21 protein-coding genes are annotated in these 20606 nt (G+C 66.8%); 9 read left to right on the plus strand and 12 right to left on the minus strand.

What is annotated here, in order from left to right; translation table 11 throughout:
* Positions 1–185: 185 nt before the first annotated feature.
* Together AC3FKH_RS03855 and AC3FKH_RS03860 are read right to left on the minus strand one after the other, a co-directional pair.
* Positions 186–659 (minus strand): DUF2147 domain-containing protein, encoded by a 474-nt coding sequence (locus AC3FKH_RS03855; RefSeq protein WP_488673087.1) that lies wholly within the window; start codon positions 657–659, stop codon positions 186–188.
* Positions 660–986: 327 nt separating this feature from the next.
* Complete coding sequence (locus AC3FKH_RS03860) at positions 987–1142, minus strand: hypothetical protein (protein WP_488673089.1); 156 nt, start codon at positions 1140–1142, stop codon at positions 987–989.
* Positions 1143–2154: 1012 nt separating this feature from the next.
* Between AC3FKH_RS03860 and AC3FKH_RS03865 the strand changes: the two genes are divergently transcribed.
* Positions 2155–2763: a histone H1-like DNA-binding protein gene (locus tag AC3FKH_RS03865; protein ID WP_488673091.1), complete on the plus strand. Its 609-nt coding sequence runs from the start codon at positions 2155–2157 to the stop codon at positions 2761–2763.
* A 279-nt stretch (positions 2764–3042) separates the two neighbouring features.
* On the opposite strand, the gene AC3FKH_RS03870 is transcribed toward AC3FKH_RS03865, so the two are convergent.
* From AC3FKH_RS03870 to AC3FKH_RS03915, 10 genes are all read right to left on the minus strand, one after another.
* The gene (locus AC3FKH_RS03870) at positions 3043–3510 is read right to left on the minus strand and encodes an outer membrane lipoprotein (protein ID WP_488673093.1); all 468 of its coding nucleotides are present in this window, start codon (positions 3508–3510) and stop codon (positions 3043–3045) included.
* 37 nt (positions 3511–3547) lie between these two features.
* Positions 3548–4495 carry a carbohydrate kinase family protein gene (locus tag AC3FKH_RS03875; RefSeq protein WP_488673095.1) on the minus strand — a complete coding sequence of 316 codons (948 nt, stop codon included), beginning with the start codon at positions 4493–4495 and terminating at the stop codon, positions 3548–3550.
* 112 nt (positions 4496–4607) lie between these two features.
* Positions 4608–5108, minus strand: a complete 501-nt coding sequence (gene tpx / locus AC3FKH_RS03880; protein ID WP_483709283.1) for a thiol peroxidase — start codon at positions 5106–5108, stop codon at positions 4608–4610.
* Between the two features lie 132 nt (positions 5109–5240).
* Positions 5241–6896 (minus strand): zinc-ribbon and DUF3426 domain-containing protein, encoded by a 1656-nt coding sequence (locus AC3FKH_RS03885; protein ID WP_488673097.1) that lies wholly within the window; start codon positions 6894–6896, stop codon positions 5241–5243.
* A 9-nt stretch (positions 6897–6905) separates the two neighbouring features.
* Positions 6906–7799: a 50S ribosomal protein L11 methyltransferase gene (prmA, locus tag AC3FKH_RS03890; protein ID WP_488673099.1), complete on the minus strand. Its 894-nt coding sequence runs from the start codon at positions 7797–7799 to the stop codon at positions 6906–6908.
* A 45-nt stretch (positions 7800–7844) separates the two neighbouring features.
* Positions 7845–9197, minus strand: a complete 1353-nt coding sequence (gene accC, locus AC3FKH_RS03895; protein ID WP_483709279.1) for an acetyl-CoA carboxylase biotin carboxylase subunit — start codon at positions 9195–9197, stop codon at positions 7845–7847.
* A gap of 178 nt (positions 9198–9375) precedes the next feature.
* Positions 9376–9843: an acetyl-CoA carboxylase biotin carboxyl carrier protein gene (gene accB / locus AC3FKH_RS03900; RefSeq protein ID WP_483730347.1), complete on the minus strand. Its 468-nt coding sequence runs from the start codon at positions 9841–9843 to the stop codon at positions 9376–9378.
* Positions 9844–10021: 178 nt separating this feature from the next.
* Positions 10022–10510: a type II 3-dehydroquinate dehydratase gene (gene aroQ, locus AC3FKH_RS03905; RefSeq protein ID WP_483730346.1), complete on the minus strand. Its 489-nt coding sequence runs from the start codon at positions 10508–10510 to the stop codon at positions 10022–10024.
* A 215-nt stretch (positions 10511–10725) separates the two neighbouring features.
* Positions 10726–11274: a TlpA family protein disulfide reductase gene (locus AC3FKH_RS03910; protein WP_488673103.1), complete on the minus strand. Its 549-nt coding sequence runs from the start codon at positions 11272–11274 to the stop codon at positions 10726–10728.
* A 75-nt stretch (positions 11275–11349) separates the two neighbouring features.
* Entirely contained in the window at positions 11350–12033 is a 684-nt protein-coding gene (locus tag AC3FKH_RS03915) for a UDP-N-acetylmuramate--alanine ligase (RefSeq protein WP_488673105.1), read from the minus strand.
* A gap of 172 nt (positions 12034–12205) precedes the next feature.
* On the opposite strand from AC3FKH_RS03915, the gene mpl reads away from it, so the two are divergent.
* The 8 genes from mpl (at position 12206) to mtgA (ending at position 20604) form a co-directional block, all read left to right on the plus strand.
* Positions 12206–13585, plus strand: a complete 1380-nt coding sequence (gene mpl / locus AC3FKH_RS03920; RefSeq protein ID WP_488673107.1) for a UDP-N-acetylmuramate:L-alanyl-gamma-D-glutamyl-meso-diaminopimelate ligase — start codon at positions 12206–12208, stop codon at positions 13583–13585.
* A 10-nt stretch (positions 13586–13595) separates the two neighbouring features.
* Positions 13596–14204, plus strand: coding sequence for a YqiA/YcfP family alpha/beta fold hydrolase (locus tag AC3FKH_RS03925; RefSeq protein ID WP_488673109.1), 609 nt, complete (start codon positions 13596–13598; stop codon positions 14202–14204).
* Positions 14201–14806, plus strand: coding sequence for a chorismate--pyruvate lyase family protein (locus AC3FKH_RS03930; protein ID WP_488673112.1), 606 nt, complete (start codon positions 14201–14203; stop codon positions 14804–14806). Before AC3FKH_RS03925 ends, AC3FKH_RS03930 begins: the two co-directional genes overlap by 4 nt.
* Positions 14807–14843: 37 nt before the next feature.
* Entirely contained in the window at positions 14844–15584 is a 741-nt protein-coding gene (gene fabG, locus AC3FKH_RS03935; protein ID WP_488673114.1) for a 3-oxoacyl-ACP reductase FabG, read from the plus strand.
* Positions 15585–15777: 193 nt separating this feature from the next.
* The gene (locus AC3FKH_RS03940) at positions 15778–17892 is read left to right on the plus strand and encodes a ribonuclease catalytic domain-containing protein (RefSeq protein ID WP_488673116.1); all 2115 of its coding nucleotides are present in this window, start codon (positions 15778–15780) and stop codon (positions 17890–17892) included.
* 189 nt (positions 17893–18081) lie between these two features.
* Positions 18082–18951: an energy transducer TonB gene (locus AC3FKH_RS03945; RefSeq protein ID WP_488673834.1), complete on the plus strand. Its 870-nt coding sequence runs from the start codon at positions 18082–18084 to the stop codon at positions 18949–18951.
* Complete coding sequence (gene aroE, locus AC3FKH_RS03950; protein ID WP_488673118.1) at positions 18951–19835, plus strand: shikimate dehydrogenase; 885 nt, start codon at positions 18951–18953, stop codon at positions 19833–19835. The genes AC3FKH_RS03945 and aroE overlap by 1 nt, the downstream gene beginning before the upstream one ends.
* Positions 19836–19902: 67 nt before the next feature.
* The gene (mtgA, locus tag AC3FKH_RS03955) at positions 19903–20604 is read left to right on the plus strand and encodes a monofunctional biosynthetic peptidoglycan transglycosylase (RefSeq protein ID WP_488673836.1); all 702 of its coding nucleotides are present in this window, start codon (positions 19903–19905) and stop codon (positions 20602–20604) included.
* Positions 20605–20606 lie beyond the last annotated feature (2 nt).

Genomic DNA, 20606 nt, shown 5'->3' on the forward strand with positions numbered 1-20606 from the left:
CGCTGGCCTCTGCCGCGGATGCCGGGCCATGTTACCGGGACTCGCTGTCAGTTCGCTTGACGTGCGCCTTGCGGTGCTTTCGCGCAAGGCGCGAGAGCGGGTGTCGCGTTTGCACGGTGATGCGGAGAAACCCTGACGCGCTTCAACGTCCCGTCAAGGTACTGCCTGGCGCCGACGGCCCGGCATCAGCGCTCGCGCTCCCAGGTCTGCGTGCGGCCCAGCAGGCTGATGCCGATGAAGCCGCGCACGTCGAGCTTGTTGCCATCGTCGGACAGCGACATCTTGCTTTTGTAGACCTTGCCGTTCTCGGGGTCGAGGATCTCGCCGCCACTCCATTCGTTGTCGCCGGTCTTGCGCAGGCCGGAGAGGATGGTCATGCCGATGATGGGCTGGTCCTTGCGCGCGTCCGTGCATTTCACGCACAGCTTCGGCTTGCCGTCGTCGTCGCCGAAGGTCTTCACCAGGCGGCCGCTGTAGACGCCGTTCTTGTCGGTGATCTCCACCAGGCCGCGCGGCTTGCCGGTGGTGTCGTCGATCGTCTTCCAGCTTCCGCTCGGCGTGGCCTGGGCGAGTGCCGCGGCACTCGCGAGCGTGACGGCGGCGAACATGCCGGCGCGCAGCAGCGTGCGCGCGGCGATGGCTTGGGGATGAACGCGCATGAAATCTCCTCTTGGGTGGTGGTGGCGGTCGGCATCGATGCCGACCGCGATGCCGTGTGGCCGATCGCACAGTCTGGCGGCATCAGGCGTGCCCGCCAATCTACTGGCGCCGCTGACGCTTCGCAATCGGCGGGCGTGTGCGACCAGGCTCGGCGCCGCCGTGGCGCGCTTGTCCGAAAGGCGCATGCGCACGCCGTTTGCGGGAATTTTGTATTGCAGCAAAACGCGCCACGCGCGTGCCCGAAGCAATCCTCTAAGCCTTGCATCTCGCGCGCTTTTCGCGGGGCGTCCCGAACGCGGTACGAACGTGTCTCGCGAGTGGCTGTCCTAAGGGCAGCGACGTCGCGCGAAGGTGTCGATGCGCATGTCGATCGTTGCCTTCGGCGTTCGCAACGCGCGTTCATTGCGAAAGCTTTGCCGGATCGCAACGCTTTCGGTCGATGCGAAGTTGTTGCTTCGATGCAAACCGTTGCGTTGGCGCATCACTGTCTCGCGTAGTCGGAGACATCGATGCAAGCGGCCAGCGTGCGTGTCGTCATCGCAGGTGGAACATCGCACGTGACACGCGTCGCATCCGGTGCTTCAGCCGTGACGATGATGGCGACGCGCTTGGCGACACACGCGCTGCGCGAGCGTTGGAGCGCGCCTCCGCAGGTTTTGCTTCGCTTGCCGGAGAGCCTTTGTTCATGCGGGTTTCCAGCCAGCGCGATGATCGTTGCACGGGCCTTTCAACGCTGTGGCAGCGGGCCTCCGGCCGCGCGCTGCGCAGCGTGCGAGCGGCGTGGCGCTCGTGTTGGCGTGCGTGCGTTCGCGTGGGCGGAGGCGCGTGTTCGCGACGCCGATGAGGACATGCGTCGAGGCATGCAGGCGTGGTTGCGCGAGGGTGTCGGCGACGTCTTCGCGAAGCGGTGAGCGCTGGCTAGATCGACTCGCTCGCGCGCGCAAGTTTTTTTGCACTTTTTTCTTAACATCATCGTGCAAACGAATTATGATTCGCCTTGACAAGAGTCTCACTTCATTGCAACGAAGCAGGAAGCAAGATCGAACGACGAGCGCGATGCGCGCTTCGATGCAGTGACACAGTGATGCAGGTAGCTGAGGAGCACGAGAACTTTGACGCAGACCAGGCCGAACCGGCTTCTTAAAACGCGTGCAGTCTCCTTTGGCCCACTGACGGGATGGGCCGGCTACCTCAAGATGAATGCCGTCTGCCGTGCGCGAGGCCAGGCCCGCACCGCAGGCAAGCCGTCCGATATCTCCTCATTGCAGGCTGCGCGCCGACTCGACGGGCGGCGCGGGCCAATCGAATATTCCGGGGCGTCGCCATGGGCGACGGTCCTGCTACCGAATTCATTAGCGTGCGGCGGAGATAGTGTCGTGCGCCGATGAATCGCTCGCTCGACTGGGGTAGCGGCAGAATTGCCGCGCCTCGGGTCGGTCGGGTCGCCAACCTAGGTCATTCGATATTCACTCTCTAGTGTGGAAGGAGTTATCCATGGTAACGACTGCGAAGAAGAAGCCGGCGGCCAAGAAGGCCGCCAAGCCGGCAGCCAAGAAAGCTGCACCGGCAAAGAAAGCCGCTGTGAAGAAGGTTGCCGCCAAGAAGGCAGCACCGGCCGCCAAGAAGGCCGCCGTGAAGAAGGTTGCCGCCAAGAAGGCAGCACCGGCCAAGAAGGCAGCAGTGAAGAAGGTCGCCGCCAAGAAGGCCGCACCGGCCAAGAAGGCAGCAGTGAAGAAGGTTGCCGCCAAGAAAGCCGCACCGGCCAAGAAGGCAGCAGTGAAGAAGGTCGCCGCCAAGAAGGCAGCACCGGCCAAGAAGGCAGCGGTAAAGAAGGTTGCCGCCAAGAAGGCCGCACCGGCCAAGAAGGCTGCTGCCAAGAAGGCGGCTCCGGCCAAGAAGGCTGCTGCCAAGAAGACTGCCGCCAAGAAGCCTGCTGCGAAGAAGCCGGCTGCCAAGAAGGCCGCTGCCAAGAAGCCTGCTGCGAAGAAGGCCAAGGCTGCCCCTGCGGCGGCTCCTGCCGCTGCGGTTGCGCCTGCTGCCGCTGCCAAGACCGCGCTGAACCCGGCGGCGGCCTGGCCGTTCCCGACGGGCAACCGTCCGTAAGCCTCACTCGGTCGAGTGGGGGCCACGACTACCGCAAGGAGTCGCCCAGGCACGTACGGCGTGCCATAGTGGCCGGATACACCGTATCCGGCCTGCAAGACACCAGTCTTGCCAACCCGCCGACGGCGCATGCCCGGCGGGTTTTTTCTTTTGGGCTGCCGCTGCGCGGAGGGGGACGGGATCGATGTCGCCGCGGCTGGCAGGCTGACCCGCCCTTGCAAAAACAAAACGCCGCATCCTCTCGGACGCGGCGCTTCCAGAAGCCGGGACGCAGGCGGATCAGTGCGTGACGCGCGTCACGCCGCCGGAGGTCAGCAAGCGCACCCGCTCGCCGGGGCGGAACAGTTCATCGGCTTCCTGCGTGATCGCGCGCATCTCGCCGTTTTCCAGGCGGACCGTGATCTCGAGCGCGCGCCGCTGGTTGACCTTGTTCTCCGTCGCGCTGCCGGCAATGCCGCCGAGCACCGCGCCGAGAATGCCGGCCGCCACGGACCCGTTCCCGCTGCCGATCAGGCTGCCCGCCGCCACGCCGCCAATGGCGCCGCCGGCAAGGGTGCCGGCGCCGGTCTGGCCGCCCTGGATCATCACGTCGCGCACGCCTTCGACCACGCCATAGCGCACGGTCTGTTCGCGCTGTGCCTGTCCGGTCGAGTAGACGCTGTTGGAGTTCGATTGCGTGGCGCAGCCGCTGACCAGTGCCGCTCCGGCAATCACGGCGACGACACCGGTTCGAAGCTTGTTGTTCATTTCATTTCCCGTAAACGTGCCACGCCCGTGCCGCAGGTCAGGCGTAGCGGTAGCCGAATGCAGACTGGAAACGGTTGCCGATTTCGTCGAGCGGCAAGCCGTGGTTCTGCGGACCCTGCTGCGCGATCTTGAGCGATCCCATCAGCGATGCCAGGCGGCCAGTGGTGTCCCAGTCTAACCCGTTTTCGATGCCGAACAGCAGGCCACCGCGGAACGCGTCGCCGCAGCCGGTCGGGTCCACGATGCGCTCGGCCGGAACGGCCGGGATCGCGTACTGCTGACCATCGGCAAAGATGCTGGCGCCGCGCTCGCCGTGCGTGACGATGAAGGCACGAACCTTGGCGGCAACCTCGGCGCTGGTCCAGGCGGTGCGGGACAGCAGGACCTGCGCTTCGTAGTCATTGACTGTGACGTAGCTGGCGAGTTCAACGAACTGCCGCAGGTCCTCGCCGTTGAACAATGGCATGGCCTGACCCAGGTCAAAGATGAACGGAATGCCCGCCTCGGCGAACTGGCGCGCGTGGTGCAGCATGCCCTCGCGGCTGTCCGGTGCGACGATGCCGAGTTTCGGCGCCGCGCTGCCGCCCAGCGCATCCTTCACGTTGGAGAGCTGCGACTGGCTCATCGCGCCGGGGTGGAAGGCGGTGATCTGGTTGTTGTCCAGGTCGGTGGTGATCATGGCCTGCGCCGTGAACGTATCGGGCAGCACGCGGATATGCGTGGTGTCGATGTTCAGGCCGCGCAGGTACCGCAGGTAGGGTTCGGCGTCCGCGCCCACCGTGGCCATCACCACGGGCTCGCCGCCCAGCAGCTTGAGCGTATAGGCGATGTTGCCGGCGCAGCCGCCGTACTCGCGCCGCATGCCCGGCACCAGGAACGAGACGTTCAGCATGTGGATCTGGTCCGGCAGGATGTGTTCGCGGAAGCGTCCGTCGAACGTCATGATGGTGTCGTAGGCGACGGAGCCGCAGATCAGGCTGGCCATGCTCTCTCCAGGTACTTTGGGATGGTCGGGCCGCGTGCAGCCCGAGGGGTTTCGGAAAACAGAAGCGGCCGCCCCGGGAATGCGGGCGGCCGGTGCGAGATGCCGGTGCGGCTTACTTCAGTGCGGCGAGCGCGGCGTCGTAGTCGGGTTCGTTCTTGATCTCGGGCACCAGCTGGCTGTACTTGACGATGTTGTTTTCGTCCAGCACCACCACGGCGCGCGCCGTCACGCCGGCCAGCGGGCCGGTCTTGATATCGACGCCGTAGTTGCCCTTGAATTCCGCGCCGCGCATGGTCGACAGCGGCACCACGTTGGCCAGGCCTTCAGCGGTGCAGAAACGGCCCATGGCGAACGGCAGGTCGGCCGAGACGGTCAGGACCACGGTGTTGGCCAGGCCGCTGGCGGCTTCGTTGAACTTGCGCGTCGAGGCCTGGCACACCGGGGTGTCCAGGCTCGGTACGATATTCAGCACTTTGCGCTTGCCGGCGAAGTCGGCCAGCGTCACGTCCTTCAGGTCCTTGCCGACCAGCTTGAAGTCGGCGGCCTTGTCGCCGGATTGCGGGAACTTGCCTGCCACTTCAATGGCGTTGCCGCCGAGAGTCACGTTGCTCATCACTGCTCCTTCCTGTTCAGGATCTTCGGGGGGGCGCAGCTTGCGGCCGGACTCGATTCGGCCCTTGGCAGCAAGCCTGCGAAATCCAGGGACCGTTCACGGTGAAAGGCATGCGCCTTGGGTGAACAGGCCCTATGGATAGAAAATCAGCACGCGGTAATTGGCCGCCGCCTGCTGAGTCCGGAATCGTACCCGAACCGGCAGCTCCGTGCCCGCGCGAAGGCCATGCGTGGCGAAGGCTTTCTGCGTCGGCTCCAGGTACTCGGATGGCTCCAATACACGCCGCAGCAGCAACTGGTCCTGCAGATCGGTCATGACCAGTTCGATGGCCGGCAGGGCGGTGGTGGCGCGTCCCTGGTTGCGCAGCGTAACCGCGAGCACGTACGCATCGCTGCCTTCGTCCTGCTTCTGCAGCTGCGAGGTATCGATGCGCAGCGCATCGATGTCGCGCCACGGCGGCACGGTGCAGCCCAGCGGCCCGCACGCGGCTTCCAGTACCGGGCGCAGCACCGGGAACTGACCGGCGAGTTGTCCGCGCAGCAGGTACAGCCCTTGCAGGACTACGCCAACCGCCAGCACACCGGCGGCGATATGCCAGCCGAAGCGCAGGCGCGGCCGTGCCGGGGTCGCGGCGGTCTCGCGCGTGCGTTCGCGTTCTCGCTCGCGGGTCTGGCGCAGGAAATCGGGCGCGAAGGCCGGACCCAATTGCGGTTCCTGGCGTGTCCAGCGCCGCGCGACGTTCTCGCGCGCAATCGCGCCGGCGGTGGCACTGAAGGCATCGCCCGTGCTGGCTCCGCCAGGCCCGTAGCTCGGGCCGTAGTTGAGACCGTAGTCGTGGCCAGGCTCGTGCGGCGTTTCGGCGGCGGCGGCTGTTGCCGGCGTGTCCGTCCTGGCGGCCGGGGCTTCGGTGGTGTCACTGGATTCCGCGCGCAGGAACTCGCTGGCGCTGCGCAGCGCGGGTTCGGCGGCGGCTTCGCCTGCCGGTTCGTCCGGCGCCTCGACTGCGTGGGAAGCGGGTGCGCGCGCGGAGGCCTCTTCGTCTCCGAGCGCAGAGCGATCGAGCGTCGGCCATGGCGCATGAGCGGCCACGATGGCGGCCGATGCTTCGTCTGCCTCGTCGGCATGATGCATGCCGTTGGCAGTCGCGACAGGATTGTCGTCGGGGTGACCTGCAGCCTCTGGTGGCGCGTCCGCAGGTCCCGGTTCGGCGTGTTCAGATTGTTCGGCTTGCGAGGGGCGCGTGTCTTCGAATTCGCCCGACTCGGCAGGCGTCTCTGCCGGCGCTCTGTCGTCATCGGCCGGCACGGCCGCGGAGGCTTGCTGCAGTGCCGGTTGCGCGATGTCCTTGGCAGCGGGCGACGGCTCGATGGAAGCTGCGTCCGCGTCCTGCCTGACCGGTGCCTCGTGCTCCTCCTCGGCGGAAGCATCTTCCTCCTCGGTGGGCATCATCATCATGGTGGGCGAATCGAGCGCGGGCACGTCGTACCCCGGGTCGTAGCCCGGGTCGAAGTGAGTGGCGGACGAAGCGGACGAAGCCGCCCTGGCTTCGCTTTCCGCTTCAGCCGGTGCAGCGGGCTGAGCCGCTGCGGGTCCAGGCGAGGGCTGTGGCGCGCGCGCGGCGGCCGGGGCACCCGGCACGGGCACTTCAATCAGATGCTCGCGTGCATCGAAGACCGTTTCACAGTGTCCGCAACGCACCAGTCCCTGGCGCAGGCGCAACTGGTCGGCCACCAGCCGGAAGGCGGTGCGGCAGGCCGGGCAGCGCGTGACAAGCTTGGCGGCGGCCATCGGCTCACCTCAGGGGCGCGTGCCGTGCAGGCAGACCCAGCCTTCCTCGCTGCGCCAGACCGTCAGCGGCAGCCAGGCGGCATAGGCGGCGGCCACTTCCTCGGCCTGGCGCTCGAGCACGCCGGACAGCACCAGGCGTCCGCCGGAGCGCACGCGGGCGCTCAGCATCGCGGCCATCAGCTTGAGCGGGTTGGAGAGGATATTGGCGACGACGAGGTCGTAGGTCGCTTCCGAAACGGATTCCGGCAGCGCGAACTGCGCCTGGACGCGGTTGCGCTCGGCGTTGTAGCGCGACGCTTCCACGGCGTTCGGATCGATGTCGATGCCGAGCGTATCGCCGGCACCGAGCTTCTTTGCCACGATGGCGAGGATGCCGGAGCCGCAGCCATAGTCGAGCACGGTTTCGCCCGCCTTCAGGTTCTGCTCCAGCCACTGCATGCACAGCCGCGTGGTCGGGTGGCTGCCGGTGCCGAACGCCAGGCCCGGGTCGAGTTCCAGCACCACCGCATCGGGCTCCGGTGCCTCATGCCACGACGGCACGACCCACAGGCGTTCGCCGACGCGGATCGGCTCGAACTGGGATTGCGTCAGACGCACCCAGTCCTGGTCCTCGACATCGCGCAGCAGGTAGGCGGGCACCGGATCGATGCCAAGCGTATTCGACGCGGCCGCGACGACCAGCGCCGGGTCGGTGTCGTCACCGAACAGCGCCACCACGCGCGAGCGGTTCCAGGCGAGCCTTGTCGGCTCCATCCCGGGCTCGCCGAACAGCGGCTGCTCGTCCGGCGTATCGGCGTCGGCGTCTTCCACCGACACCGACAGCGCGCCAAGGTCGAACAAGGCGTCGGACCAGGCTTCGGCCTGGTCCTGTGCCACTTCGATCACACATTCCTGAAATGCCACGGGCTTCCTTTTTTACAGCAGTACAGCAGTGCGGCAGTTGCCGCGTCAGGCTTTCTCGCGCTGCGCCAGGCGGTGCTCGAGATAGTGGATGCTGGTGCCGCCTTCGACGAAGTTGGCGTCCATCATCAGTTCGCGGTGCAGCGGCACGTTGGTCTGGATACCGTCCACCACCATTTCCGACAGCGCGATCCGCATGCGGGCGATGGCCTGCTCGCGGGTGGCGCCGTAAGTGATGATCTTGCCGATCATCGAATCGTAATTCGGCGGGACGAAGTAGCCATCATACGCGTGCGAGTCGACGCGTACACCGGGGCCGCCCGGCATGTGCCAGGCGGTGATGCGGCCCGGCGACGGGATGAACTTGAAGGGGTCCTCGGCGTTCACGCGGCACTCGATCGCATGGCCACGGAACTGCACATCCTTCTGGCGGAAGCGCAGCTTTTCGCCAAACGCGATGCGGATCTGTTCCTGCACGATATCGATGCCCGTGATCATCTCGGTGACCGGGTGCTCGACCTGCACGCGCGTGTTCATCTCGATGAAGTAGAACTCGTTGTTCTCGTACAGGAACTCGAACGTGCCGGCGCCACGGTAGCCCATCTTGCGGCAGGCCTCGGCGCAGCGGTCGCCGATGCGCTCGATCAGGCGGCGCGGGATGTGCGGCGCGGGCGCTTCCTCGATCACCTTCTGGTGGCGGCGCTGCATGGAGCAGTCGCGCTCGCCCAGCCAGATGGCTTGCTTGTGCTGGTCGGCCAGGATCTGGATTTCCACGTGACGCGGATTCTCCAGAAACTTCTCCATGTAGACCTCGGGATTGCCGAAGGCGCGGCCGGCTTCTTCACGCGTCATGTTGACGGCGTTGACCAGCGCGGCTTCGGTGTGGACCACGCGCATGCCGCGTCCGCCACCGCCGCCGGCGGCCTTGATGATGACCGGGTAGCCCACCTGGCGCGCGATGGCCAGGATTTCCTTCGGGTCTTCGGGCAGCGCGCCCTCCGAGCCCGGCACGCACGGCACGCCGGCCTTGATCATGGCCTGCTTGGCCGAGACCTTGTCGCCCATCAGGCGGATGCTCTCGGCGGTCGGGCCGATGAAGACGAAGCCGGATTTTTCGACGCGCTCGGCAAAGTCGGCGTTTTCCGACAGGAAGCCGTAGCCCGGGTGAATGGCCTGCGAGTCGGTCACTTCGGCAGCCGAGATGATCGCCGGCATGTTCAGGTAGGACAGCGGCGACGGGGCCGGGCCGATACACACGGCTTCGTCGGCCAGCTTGACGTACTTGGCTTCCTTGTCGGCCTCCGAGTACACCACTACGGTCTTGATGCCCAGCTCGCGGCAGGCGCGCTGGATGCGAAGGGCGATTTCACCGCGGTTCGCGATCAGAATTTTTTCAAACATGGTCTCTCTCTGCGAGAACGGGAGCGGTCCCGTCAGGTGCCGCAGCGGCACACCGGGCGCGCGGCCGGGAAACTGGCGGTGCCAGGGGCCGCTTCATGGCGTGGGATGCGGGCCGCAACGTGCGAACATCCACGAGATCCGGAGTGCCGCGCAATGCTGCGCGGTACTCCGGACAGCATCAGCCGATGACGAACAGCGGCTGGCCGTATTCCACGGCCTGGCCGTTCTCGACCAGGATTTCCTTGATCACGCCGGCCTTGTCGCACTCGATCTCGTTGAGCAGCTTCATGGCTTCGATGATGCAGACGGTCTGGCCTTCCTTGACGGTGTCGCCCACGTTGACGAACGGCGCGGCGCCCGGCGACGGGGCACGGTAGAAGGTACCGACCATGGGCGAGGTGACCACATGGCCAGCCGGGAGCTGCGCAGCGGCTGGCTCGGCGGCAGCGACCGGAGCGCTGGCGGCAGGCGCCGCGCCGGGCATGACCGGCAGCGCCTGCATCTGCGGCATGGCCATCGGTGCGGCGATGACTTGCGGCGGTTGCTTGACGATGCGTACCTTGCCGTCGCCTTCAGTCACTTCCAGCTCCGAGATGCCGGATTCGGCCACCAGGTCGATCAGCGTCTTCAGCTTGCGCAGGTCCATCTTCTTATCCTCCTGAATCAGGTTGTCCGGGCGTGCCCTGGCGGGGCAGCGGCGGAAGAAATCGTCGGTACGGCCACCGGCTGTCCGCGTCCGCAGTGCCGTGCTGCACAGGCTGCGGGCGCGGCCGCCAGGCGGCGCGCTTGATGTATTCGGGTAAAGCCTTGTATGCCGGTTGGCCTCAGCCCCCTGGCGGCGGCTGCTCCAGCCCGAGGGCATAGTCCAGCGCCATCAGGTAGCCTTGCCAGCCCAGTCCGCAGATCACGCCGACAGCGAGGTCGGAGAAATACGAATGGTGACGGAAGCTTTCGCGGCGATGCACGTTCGACAGGTGTACTTCGACAAACGGAATGGCCACACCGGCCAGCGCATCGCGTATCGCCACGCTGGTATGCGTGTAGGCGGCGGGGTTGATGATGATGAAATCCACCGCTTCCGTGCGCGCGGCATGGATGCGGTCAACCAGCGCGCCTTCATGGTTGGACTGGAACGACGACAACGCGATTCCGGCGTCGGCGGCATGCCGTGCCAGGGCGGCGTCAATATCGGCCAGTGTGGTGTGCCCGTACGTCTCCGGTTCGCGCGTGCCCAGCAGGTTGAGGTTTGGCCCATGCAGGACCAGCACCTTGCGGTAGCGGGCTGAGCGACGATTGGAGCGGGTTGCAGTCACGGCGGCTCGACCAGTTCAACGAAATTGCGCGGAGATTACCGTAGCTTAGAGGGATTTGTCTAGCGGGCGATACAAGCCTTCACGCCCCGGCATGGCGATTGTGCGCTGATTAAGGCACATTTGGCCATTTCCGGCAATATGCGCCCGGTTTCAGCGCAGTTTCGGGACGGTTCGACGAACTTGGGCGAAGAAGCACCTTATATCGCCGACTGCACCTAGGAACGGGGCAGAACAGCGCGCAATTCGTCCGACGTGATACGCCCCATCTTGCGGTACTTGACGGAACCGTCCGGGTTGATCACGACGGTATAGGGCAGGCCACCGGCGTTGTTGCCGAAGTTGCGGGACAGCTCCGTGCCCGCGAAGCCAGCCACCGCAAGCGGATAGGCCACCGGCACCTTCTTGACGAACTGCTGGATGTTGGCGGCGGAATCGATGCCGATGCCGACGAACTCGACCTTGCGGGCCGCGTACTCCGCATGCAGGGCGGTGAGCTCCGGCATTTCTTCCACGCACGGCCCGCACCACGGTGCCCAGAAGTTGATCACCACGGTCTTGCCACGCAGCTTGCCGAGATCGATATCGGTGCCGCTCGGGTCGGGCAGGCGGGTCTGGAAGAAGGTTTCGACGGCCTGTTCCGACGCGGGTTTCGGCGAGAACACGAAGTGACCGGCCAGCGCGCCGCCGGCGCAGGCCGCCACGGCCACGGCAATCCACAGCCACAGGCGGGAACGGCGGACAGGTTTCTGGGTGGTAGCGTTCATGTTGTCTTCAGTAAGCAACGGCGGTATCGGCGCCGATACCGGCAAATGGTGAACTTCTGACCGGTCGGGTGCGCTTCAGTTCGACGTGTCGGGGTCCCCAGGCAGCGCGCGCACGGCTTGCAGGTCGGCCCTGGCCGCACGGCCGCTTGCATCGGTGCGCGCGGCGCCGCGTTCGTCGTCGGCATCATACAGAGCAATATGGATCCCGACCGGCGCGCCCAGTTCGGCGCGTACCTCGCCGGCCAGCAGGCGCGCTTCGCGGCGGTCGGGCCACTGGCCTTTCCACAGGAAGCTCAGCGTCTCCACGTCGCCGCGGCCGGCGAAATGGCGCGATTCGCTGGTTTCAAAGTCGACGCCCGCGTTGAGCAGGTGCAACGTGGCGTCCTTGGGGCTGTCGCAGAAGCACTGCAGATAGATATCTGAATGCTCGGTGGCGGTGCCATTGAGCACGGCGCCCACCAGGTATGGACGGAAGGCGGCGAGGTCCTCCATCGCCAGGATGGCCACCCGGCGCAGCAGCGCCAGGATGCGCGGTTGCGTGTCGCCGTGGAAAAGTGCCTGATAGGCGCGGACTTCGGCCTCGATCATGTCGTTATCGGGCAGCCATTCGCCGGCCACGCGCTGGTCGCCGAGCAACTGGCGCGCGGCCTTGCGCTTCGCGGTGGCGTAGTCGGCGCCGTCTTCGGCAATCATGCGCGCCGCGGCCTGGGCGATCTCCTCGCGCAGGCGGACGGGGTCGGAAAAGGCGTGTCGGGACATGTCCCGATGATACCGGAGCAGGGCGCGCAGCCGCAGCGCGCGGCGCTACCGCAGTGCAGCGAAGCGCGCAGGCGCTCGGGTACAATCGGGGCCTTCCTGCCCGGCATGGTCCGCTGGACCCGCGCCGGCATGCCGACCGGCCCGGCCGGTCCCAAGTCTTTCCGGGAACCCCATGCATATTCATATCCTTGGCATCTGCGGCACTTTCATGGGCGGCCTGGCGGTCCTCGCCAAGCAGGCGGGACATCGTGTCACCGGCTGCGATGCCAATGTCTATCCGCCGATGAGCACGCAGCTCGAGGCCCAGGGTATCGAGCTGATCGAAGGCTTCGATCCCGCCCAGCTCGCGCTCGAGCCGGACCTGTTCGTGATCGGCAACGTGGTGTCGCGCGGCAATCCGCTGATGGAAGCCATCCTCAACCGCAACCTGCCTTACGTGTCGGGCCCGCAATGGCTGGGCGAGCACGTGCTGGCAGGCAAGTGGGTGCTCGCCGTGGCGGGCACGCATGGCAAGACCACCACCACGTCGATGCTTGCGTGGATCCTCGAAGATGCCGGCTACAACCCCGGTTTCCTCGTGGGCGGCGTGCCGCAGAACTTCGGCATCTCGGCGCGCGTGACGGAGTCGGACTTCTTCGTGATCGAGGCAGATGAATACGACACCGCTTTCTTCGACAAGCGCAGCAAGTTCGTCCACTACCGTCCGCGCACGGCCATCCTCAATAACCTGGAATACGATCACGCCGACATCTTCCCGGATCTCGACGCGATCGAAACGCAGTTCCACCACCTGGTGCGCACGGTGCCCGGGCAGGGCAGGCTGGTGGTCAACGGCATCGAACCCAGCCTCGCGCGCGTGCTTGAACGCGGCTGCTGGAGCGAGGCGGAGCAGTTCGGTGTCGGTGACTGGCGCGAAAGCGACGCAGGCGGCGATGGCGGCAAGGACGCCTTCGATGTCTGGTTCGGCGAGACCGTGCAGGGCCGCGTGACCTGGGATCTGCAGGGCACGCACAACCGCATGAACGCGCTGGCCGCGATTGCCGCCGCGCGCCATGTCGGCGTGCCGCCCGCGCAGGCCATCGAATCGCTCGGCCGCTTCGCCAACGTGAAGCGCCGCATGGAAGTGCGCGGCGTGGCGGGCGGCGTGACCGTCTACGACGATTTCGCCCATCATCCCACCGCGATCCAGACCACGCTGGAAGGTCTGCGCCGCCGCGTCGGTGGCGCGCGCATCCTGGCCGTGCTGGAACCGCGCTCCAACACCATGAAGCTCGGCGTGATGAAGGCGCAGCTGCCGGCCAGCCTCGAACAGGCCGACCTGGTGTTCGGCTATGGCGCTCCGGCCGGCAAGGACGCACTCGGCTGGGACCTGGCCGGCGCGCTGGCACCGCTGGGCAATAAGGCCGCGGCTTTCCACGATCTCGGCGCATTGGTCGAGGCCGTGCGCGCCGCGGCGCGCCCCGGCGACCAGGTGCTGGTCATGAGCAACGGCGGCTTCGGCGGCGTGCACCAGAAGTTGCTGGACGCGCTCGGCCAGGGCGCCGCCGGCTGAGGACGCGGACATGCTGCTGTACCTGCACGGATTCCGCTCCTCGCCGCAGTCGTTCAAGGCGCGGCTGCTGCAGGAGCGCATGCGCGAGTGGGGCGTGGGGCGCTACTATGCCTGCCCCTTGCTCAATGTCTCCCCCGCCCAGGCGATCGCCCAGGCCGAAGCCGCCATTGGCGCGGCGCGCGCGGATGGCGACCAGGAGATCGCAATCGTCGGTTCCTCGCTTGGCGGCTTCTACGCCCGCTGGCTCGGCGAGCGCCACGGTTGCCGCACGGTGCTGCTGAACCCGGCTATCCATCCGTGGACCGACCTGCAGCAATACATCGGCGAACAGCCGCTGTGGCACGGCGGCGGCTCGGTCACGGTCGAGCCACGCCATATGCAGGAACTGATCGACCTGCGCGTGGACACCATCACGCGGCCCGAACGCTATTACCTGATCGCCGCCACGGGCGACGAAGTTCTCGATTACCGCGAGATGGTCGCGGCTTGCGCGGGCGCGCATATCCGCATCCTCACGGGCAGCGACCACGGCATCGGCGAGTTCGCCAACTACGTCGACGACGTGCTGGCCTTTTGCGGCTACGGGCCCGGCGGCGTAGTGCCGGGCCGCGCGGCATGAGCGCGCAGTTCGCGCGCCGCTGCGGCTGGACCTGCCACCTGCCCTTCGATCCGGAGATTCCGCCGAACCTGCGGCACTGGGTCACGGGCGAAGGTTCTCTGACCGCGCGGCTGATGGCCGCCTCCGAACGCTTTCGCGTGCACCGCCTGCTGCAGGCTTCGGCGCGACCTTATCTCGACGAATGGCAGGCGCTCGGTCAATGCGGCCGTGAACCGGCGCTGACGCGCGAAGTGCTGCTGATCTGCGACGAGCAGCCGGCCATCTACGCGCACACCGTCGTGCGCGAGCGCCACGCGCGCCGCGATTGGCCCTTCCTGCGCGGGCTCGGCGAGCGCCCGCTGGGCGGCCGCCTGTTCGTGGATCCGGCCGTGCGGCGCGATCCGTTCGAATTCGCGCGGCTGCTGCCGCACCACCCGCTGCGCCAGGCGCTGCAGCGGATCCTGCCGGCCATGGGGCCGGTACCAATGCTGCCGGCGCGCCGTTCCGTATTCCGGCGCGGCGCCGGCATCATGCTCGTGACAGAGGTCTTCTTGCCTGACCTGCTGGCACGGCCTTCACGGGGACCCCGGCAACGTAGTCCATCAGACCGGAGCCTCGACTGACTTACACACTACCCAGAATTACAGAAGAGAAGACATCATGAAATTGCAAGGTCGCGTTGCCATCATCACCGGCGCAGCTGCCGGTATCGGGTTTGCCACGGCCGAGCGCTTTGCCGCGGAAGGCGCCATTGTCATCCTGTGCGACGTCCAGGAAGCGCGCGTGCGCGAGGCCGCCGAGAAGCTGGCCGCCAACGGCGCCATTGCCAAGGCCTTCCGCGTCGACGTGACGCGCCGTGACGAGGTCGACGCCATGGTCGCCGCCGTGCTGGCCGCGCACGAGCGCATCGACGTACTCGTCAACAATGCCGGCATCACCAAGGATGCTCGCCTGGCAAAGATGACCGAGGTGCAGTTCGATGCCGTGATCGACGTCAACCTGAAGGGCGTGTTCAACTGCGCGCAGGCCGTGGCCAGCGTGATGACCGAGCAGGGCAAGGGCGTGATCCTCAACGCATCGAGCGTGGTCGGCCTGTACGGCAACTTCGGCCAGACCAACTATGCGGCCAGCAAGTTCGGCGTGATCGGCTTCACCAAGACGTGGGCCCGCGAACTCGGCCCCAAGGGCGTGCGCGTGAACGCCGTGTGCCCTGGCTTCGTCAACACCGAGATCCTGCAGACCGTGCCGGAGAAGGTGCTCGACGGCATGAAGGAATCCTGCTGGATGCGCCGCCTGGCCGAGCCGTCGGAGATCGCCAGCGTGTACGCCTTCCTGGCCAGCGATGACGCCAGCTACATCAACGGCGTCGCCATCGAGACCAGCGGCGGCATGTCGCTCTGACGTCACCGGACCGTCCTGCTGCCGTGCCCGCCAACCCGTTTGCGGGAGGGCGGCGGGAACCAGTGCGGTATCATTCTGACTTTGGCACTTGCGGCCAGCCCGCCCGCCAAGGGCGCTCACACTTATCTCCCCGGAACCCGCGTCTTTGCCGCCTGAGCGGCAGGGTTCCCGGCATTTCTGAAAGTACCGATCGATGCAGTTGCTGTTCGAAGAAGGCGGCGAGATTCGCGCCGGCACCGTGCTGACCCAGCAGGGCGAGGCCTACCAGGTCGAATTGCCGGCCGGCAAGCGCACCAAGGTCAAGTCCCGGGACGTGCTGCTGCAGTTTGCGCAGCCGTCGGCGATCGAACTGGTGCGCCAGACCGGCGAGATGACCGCCGAGATCGACCTCGACTTCCTGTGGGAATGCGCGCCCGAAGCCGAATTCGGCTTTCCCGAGCTGGCGGCCGAATACTACGGCGCGGATGCCGGCCCCGTGCAGCAGGCGGCGCTGGCCATGGCGCTGCATGGCAACCCGGTGTATTTTCGCCGCAAGGGCCGCGGGCGTTACCAGCGCGCGCCGGAAGACCAGCTGAAGGCCGCCCTGGCCGCAGTCGAGCGCAAGAAGCAGCAGGCGCTGCTGCAGACCGAATACGAAGACCAGCTCAAGGCGCTGACGCTGCCGGAGCCGTTCCGCAACAAGGTGCTGCAACTGCTGTTCAAGCCGGACAAGAACAGCCTCGAATACAAGGCCATGGATGCCGCCTGCACGGCGCTCGGCATGACGCCGATGCGCCTGATGGTAAGCGCCGGGGGCGTGGCCAGCGCGCGCGCGCTGCACGAGGCCAAGTTCCTCGCAGAGTGCTTCCCAAAGGGCACGGGCTTCCCGGACATCGACGTACCCGAGCCGCAGGCCGACCTGCCCGTGGCCGACGTGCAGGCGTTCTCGATCGACGACGTGACCACCACCGAGATCGACGACGCGCTGTCGGTCACCGAGCTGCCCGACGGCAAGCTGCGCGTGGGCATCCATATTGCCGCGCCCGCGCTGGGCATCCGCCGCGGCGAGCCGCTCGACGTGATCGCGCGCAATCGGCTGTCCACGGTCTACTTCCCAGGCGACAAGATCACCATGCTGCCCGACGCCGTGGTCGAGCGCTACACGCTGCAGGAGGGTCGCCAGTGCCCCGCGCTGTCGCTCTACGTGACGGTCGAGACACAGTTCTGGCAAGTGGTTGGCAGCGAGACGCGCGCCGAGATGGTCATGATCGCGGCCAACCTGCGCCACAACCTGCTCGATGATGTCATCACCGAGGCGTCGCTGGCCGACGGCACCGGCGACTATCCGTTCCGCGCCGAACTCACGCGGCTGTGGCACTTTGCCGGCGCACTGCATGACGAGCGCCAGAAAGCCCGCCTGGCCAGCGGCCTGCGGCCCGAATCGCACAGCCGCGCGGACTTCAACTTCTACCTGGACGACCAGGCCGATGGCAGCCAGCGCGTGCGCATCGAGCAGCGCAAGCGCGGCTCGCCGCTCGACAAGATCGTGGCCGAGCTGATGATCCTGGCCAACAGCACGTGGGGCAAGCTGCTGGCGGACAACGGCGTGCCGGGTATCTACCGGACGCAGAAGGCCTGGGGCATGCACCGCACCCGCATGCAGACCTACCCGGCGCCGCATGAAGGCCTGGGCGTGGCGCAATACGCATGGAGTACTTCGCCGCTGCGCCGCTATGTCGACCTGGTCAACCAGTGGCAGATCCTGGCGGTGGCGCAGCATGGCATCACGGCCAAGCTGGTGGCGCCGTTCAAGCCGAAGGACGCCGACCTGCTGGCCGCGGTGGCGGATTTCGAAGGCACCTATGCGGCTTATGCCGACCACCAGTCCACCATGGAGCGCTACTGGTGCCTGCGCTGGCTGCAGCAGGAAAAACGCGAGCGCATGATGGCCAGCACGCTCAAGGAAGGCGCGGTGCGTTTCATGGAGATCCCGCTGGTCACGCGCGTGCCGGAGCTGATGCAAGCCCAGCGCGGCACGCAGGTGCTGCTGGAGATTGGCGCTATCGACGAAATCTCGCTCGATGTGTCGTGCCGGGTGCTTGAAGTGTTTGCCGGGGAAGGCGCGTTGCCTGAGGAAGAACTCGAAAGCGACGAGGAAGCCGCTGAAGTCTCGGCGGAAGCCGCGGCGGAGATGGCGGCCGAAGACGCAGCCAAGCAGTCCGCGGAAGGCGCCGAACCCACCGCAGGCGAAGCCGGCGAGCCGGCCGGAGAGGGCGGTGGCGACGGGGCGTCTGCCGCGCGCGACACCATGTTGCCCGGCCAGGGCTGATCCCTTCGGAAAAGCCGGCGGCTCACATACAATGCCCATCTGACCCGGCGGCGCCGGGCCGGGGGCGCGTGGCGACATGCTGCCCCGGCGGATCTTCCAAGCGATTCCCCCAAGCCATTGTCCAGCCAGCTCTCCATCGTGAACGCCGCACTCGTCGATCCCCGCCACTGGTGGCGCGCCAGCAATACGCTGGTCAAGGCGCTGGCCATCTCGGTCGCGGTGCACCTGGTGCTGCTGATGGTGCGGATCGCGGCGCCCGAGGTGTTCGAGATCAAGCGCATGGACGCGGCGCTGGACGTGGTGCTCGTCAATTCCAAGTCCGCGCAGAAGCCGCGCAACCCGACCGTGCTGGCGCAGGCCAACCTCGATGGCGGCGGCGACCACGATCAGCAGCGTGCCACCACGCCGCTGCCGGCGCAGACCGTGTCACAGGACGGCGACCTGGTGCGCCAGGTGCAGCGCCGCGTCGAGCAGCTCGAGCAGGAACAGCAGCGCCTGATGACGCAGACGCGCGAAGCCGCCCCGTCGGTGCGCAGCCAGCCGCTCAAGCCGGGCGAGCAGCGCCAGGACACGCCGTTGCGCGGCCAGGACGAGCGTACCTCCACGGACGAGATGGCCAAGCTGGAGGCCGAAATCGGCCGCAACCTCGAGCAGTATGCCAAGCGGCCCAAGCGCTACCAGCTCACCGCCACCAGCGCGCGCGAAGTCGACTACGCCCAGTACTATGACCGGCTGCGCCACCGGATCGAGGCACGCGGCACCAGCGATTTCCCGCAGCGCAACGGCAAGCCGCTGTACGGCCAGCTGATCCTGGTGATCAACGTGAACCGCCTGGGCAAGCTTGGCTACAACCGCGACGGCTACAACGTCGACGCCATCGACGTGGTCAAGAGCTCGGGCGATCCGGCGCTGGACCGCCAGGCCGTTGCCATCGTCCGCGCTGCCGCGCCGTTCGGCCCGTTCACGGCCGAGATGGCGGCGCGCCAGGACATCCTCGAAGTCATTTCCACCTTCAAGTTCTCGCGCAGCGGTCTGGAAACCCGCTTGCAGGCCCGCTGATGACATCCACTGAATCCTCCCAGCTGGCTGACCGCTACGTCGTGGTCGGCAACCCGGTTGCGCACAGCCGCTCCCCATTCATCCACGCCGCGTTTGCGCAGCAGACCGGCGAGGCCGTCGAGTACAGCCGGCTGGAAGCACCGCTCGACGCGTTCGCCGAGACCGTGCGCGCGTTCCTGGAAGGCGGTGGCCACGGTTTCAACGTGACGGTGCCGTTCAAGTTGCAGGCCTATGACCTGGCCGATCGCCTGACGGAGCGCGCGGAAGCTGCCGGCGCGGTCAACACGATGTGGATCGAGGACGGGCTGATCCACGGCGACAACACCGATGGCATTGGCCTGGTGCGCGACATCCAGGACAACCTCGACACGCTGCTCGAAGGCAAACGCGTGCTGTTGCTCGGCGCGGGCGGCGCGGCCATGGGTGCGATGCTGCCGCTGCTCGAATGCCGGCCGTCGCGCATCGTGGTGGCCAACCGCACGGCTGCGCGCGCGAGCGACATGCTGGAAGAGTTCGTGGAAGCCGCCGATTCCTTCGGCGTGGAGTTGTGGGGCGGCGGTCTCGATGCGCTGGAGCACTTGTCCGAGGACGAGGCCTGCGACGTGGTCATCAATGCGTCGTCCAGCAGCCTGCATGGCGAACTGCCGCCGGTGCCTGATTTCCTGCTTGGCGAAGGCGTGCTGGCCTACGACATGATGTACGGCGCCGACCCGACCGTGTTCCTGCGCCATGCCGCGCAATGCGGCGCGCGCACGGCCGACGGGCTGGGCATGCTGGTCGAGCAGGCCGCCGAGGCCTTCTACATCTGGCGCGGCGTACGTCCGCGCACCGCGCCCGTGCTGGCCGACCTGCGCGCCGCGCTGCAGGCCGAGCGCAAGGGCTGACGCACCGCCAGCACCCGTGGCCACCCGACAGCGCACCGTGCGCGCCGCCGGCACGGCATTCGCCCCGATGCGCTGGGTTGGCTACCTGATCGCCTGCGTAGCGGCCGGCATCCTGGCGATGCAGGCCTACTTTTTCCTGCAGATCGCGGCCTGGCAATACGTGGCGCCTTCGTCCACGTCATTCATGCGCGCCGAGCGCTGGCGCCTGTGCGGCTTCAAGGTCTGGAACTGCGAGATCGACCGCCGCTGGGTGCCATACGACCAGATCTCGCGCAACCTCAAGCGCGCGGTCATCGCCAGCGAGGATGCGGACTTCGTCAACCATCCCGGCTACGAGATCGACGCCATGCTCGACGCCTGGGAGCGCAACAAGAAGCGTGGCCGCGTCGTGCGCGGCGGTTCGACCATCACGCAGCAGCTTGCCAAGAACCTGTTCCTGTCGCCCGAGCAGCATTACCTGCGCAAGGGCCAGGAACTGGCGATTACATGGATGCTCGAGTTCTGGCTCGACAAGCAGCGAATCTTCGAGATCTACCTGAATTCCGTGGAGTGGGGCGAGGGCGTATTCGGCGCCGAGGCCGCGGCCCAGCACTACTTCCGCACTAGCGCTGGCAAGCTCGGCGTGGGCCAGGCCGCGCGCCTGGCGGCAGCGCTGCCGGCGCCGAAATGCTTCGACAAGAAGGAGTATTGCGCGAACGTGCGCGTCAACTTCAAGGTGAAGGCGGGGATTATTGCGCGGCGGATGGGGGCCGCTACGCTGCCGGATTGAAT

It is taken from the genome of Cupriavidus sp. 21MJTG02-4 (genome assembly GCF_057798975.1).

Excerpts from the sequence above, each read along its gene's own strand:
- AC3FKH_RS03855 (WP_488673087.1), bottom strand. The coding sequence starts at position 659 with ATGCGCGTTCATCCCCAAGCCATCGCCGCGCGCACGCTGCTGCGCGCC.
- AC3FKH_RS03860 (WP_488673089.1), bottom strand. The coding sequence starts at position 1,142 with ATGCGCCAACGCAACGGTTTGCATCGAAGCAACAACTTCGCATCGACC.
- AC3FKH_RS03865 (WP_488673091.1), top strand. The coding sequence starts at position 2,155 with ATGGTAACGACTGCGAAGAAGAAGCCGGCGGCCAAGAAGGCCGCCAAG.
- AC3FKH_RS03870 (WP_488673093.1), bottom strand. The coding sequence starts at position 3,510 with ATGAACAACAAGCTTCGAACCGGTGTCGTCGCCGTGATTGCCGGAGCG.
- AC3FKH_RS03875 (WP_488673095.1), bottom strand. The coding sequence starts at position 4,495 with ATGGCCAGCCTGATCTGCGGCTCCGTCGCCTACGACACCATCATGACG.
- tpx (WP_483709283.1), bottom strand. The coding sequence starts at position 5,108 with ATGAGCAACGTGACTCTCGGCGGCAACGCCATTGAAGTGGCAGGCAAG.
- AC3FKH_RS03885 (WP_488673097.1), bottom strand. The coding sequence starts at position 6,896 with ATGGCCGCCGCCAAGCTTGTCACGCGCTGCCCGGCCTGCCGCACCGCC.
- accC (WP_483709279.1), bottom strand. The coding sequence starts at position 9,197 with ATGTTTGAAAAAATTCTGATCGCGAACCGCGGTGAAATCGCCCTTCGC.
- accB (WP_483730347.1), bottom strand. The coding sequence starts at position 9,843 with ATGGACCTGCGCAAGCTGAAGACGCTGATCGACCTGGTGGCCGAATCC.
- AC3FKH_RS03910 (WP_488673103.1), bottom strand. The coding sequence starts at position 11,274 with ATGAACGCTACCACCCAGAAACCTGTCCGCCGTTCCCGCCTGTGGCTG.
- AC3FKH_RS03915 (WP_488673105.1), bottom strand. The coding sequence starts at position 12,033 with ATGTCCCGACACGCCTTTTCCGACCCCGTCCGCCTGCGCGAGGAGATC.
- mpl (WP_488673107.1), top strand. The coding sequence starts at position 12,206 with ATGCATATTCATATCCTTGGCATCTGCGGCACTTTCATGGGCGGCCTG.
- AC3FKH_RS03925 (WP_488673109.1), top strand. The coding sequence starts at position 13,596 with ATGCTGCTGTACCTGCACGGATTCCGCTCCTCGCCGCAGTCGTTCAAG.
- AC3FKH_RS03930 (WP_488673112.1), top strand. The coding sequence starts at position 14,201 with ATGAGCGCGCAGTTCGCGCGCCGCTGCGGCTGGACCTGCCACCTGCCC.
- fabG (WP_488673114.1), top strand. The coding sequence starts at position 14,844 with ATGAAATTGCAAGGTCGCGTTGCCATCATCACCGGCGCAGCTGCCGGT.
- AC3FKH_RS03940 (WP_488673116.1), top strand. The coding sequence starts at position 15,778 with ATGCAGTTGCTGTTCGAAGAAGGCGGCGAGATTCGCGCCGGCACCGTG.
- aroE (WP_488673118.1), top strand. The coding sequence starts at position 18,951 with ATGACATCCACTGAATCCTCCCAGCTGGCTGACCGCTACGTCGTGGTC.
- mtgA (WP_488673836.1), top strand. The coding sequence starts at position 19,903 with ATGCGCTGGGTTGGCTACCTGATCGCCTGCGTAGCGGCCGGCATCCTG.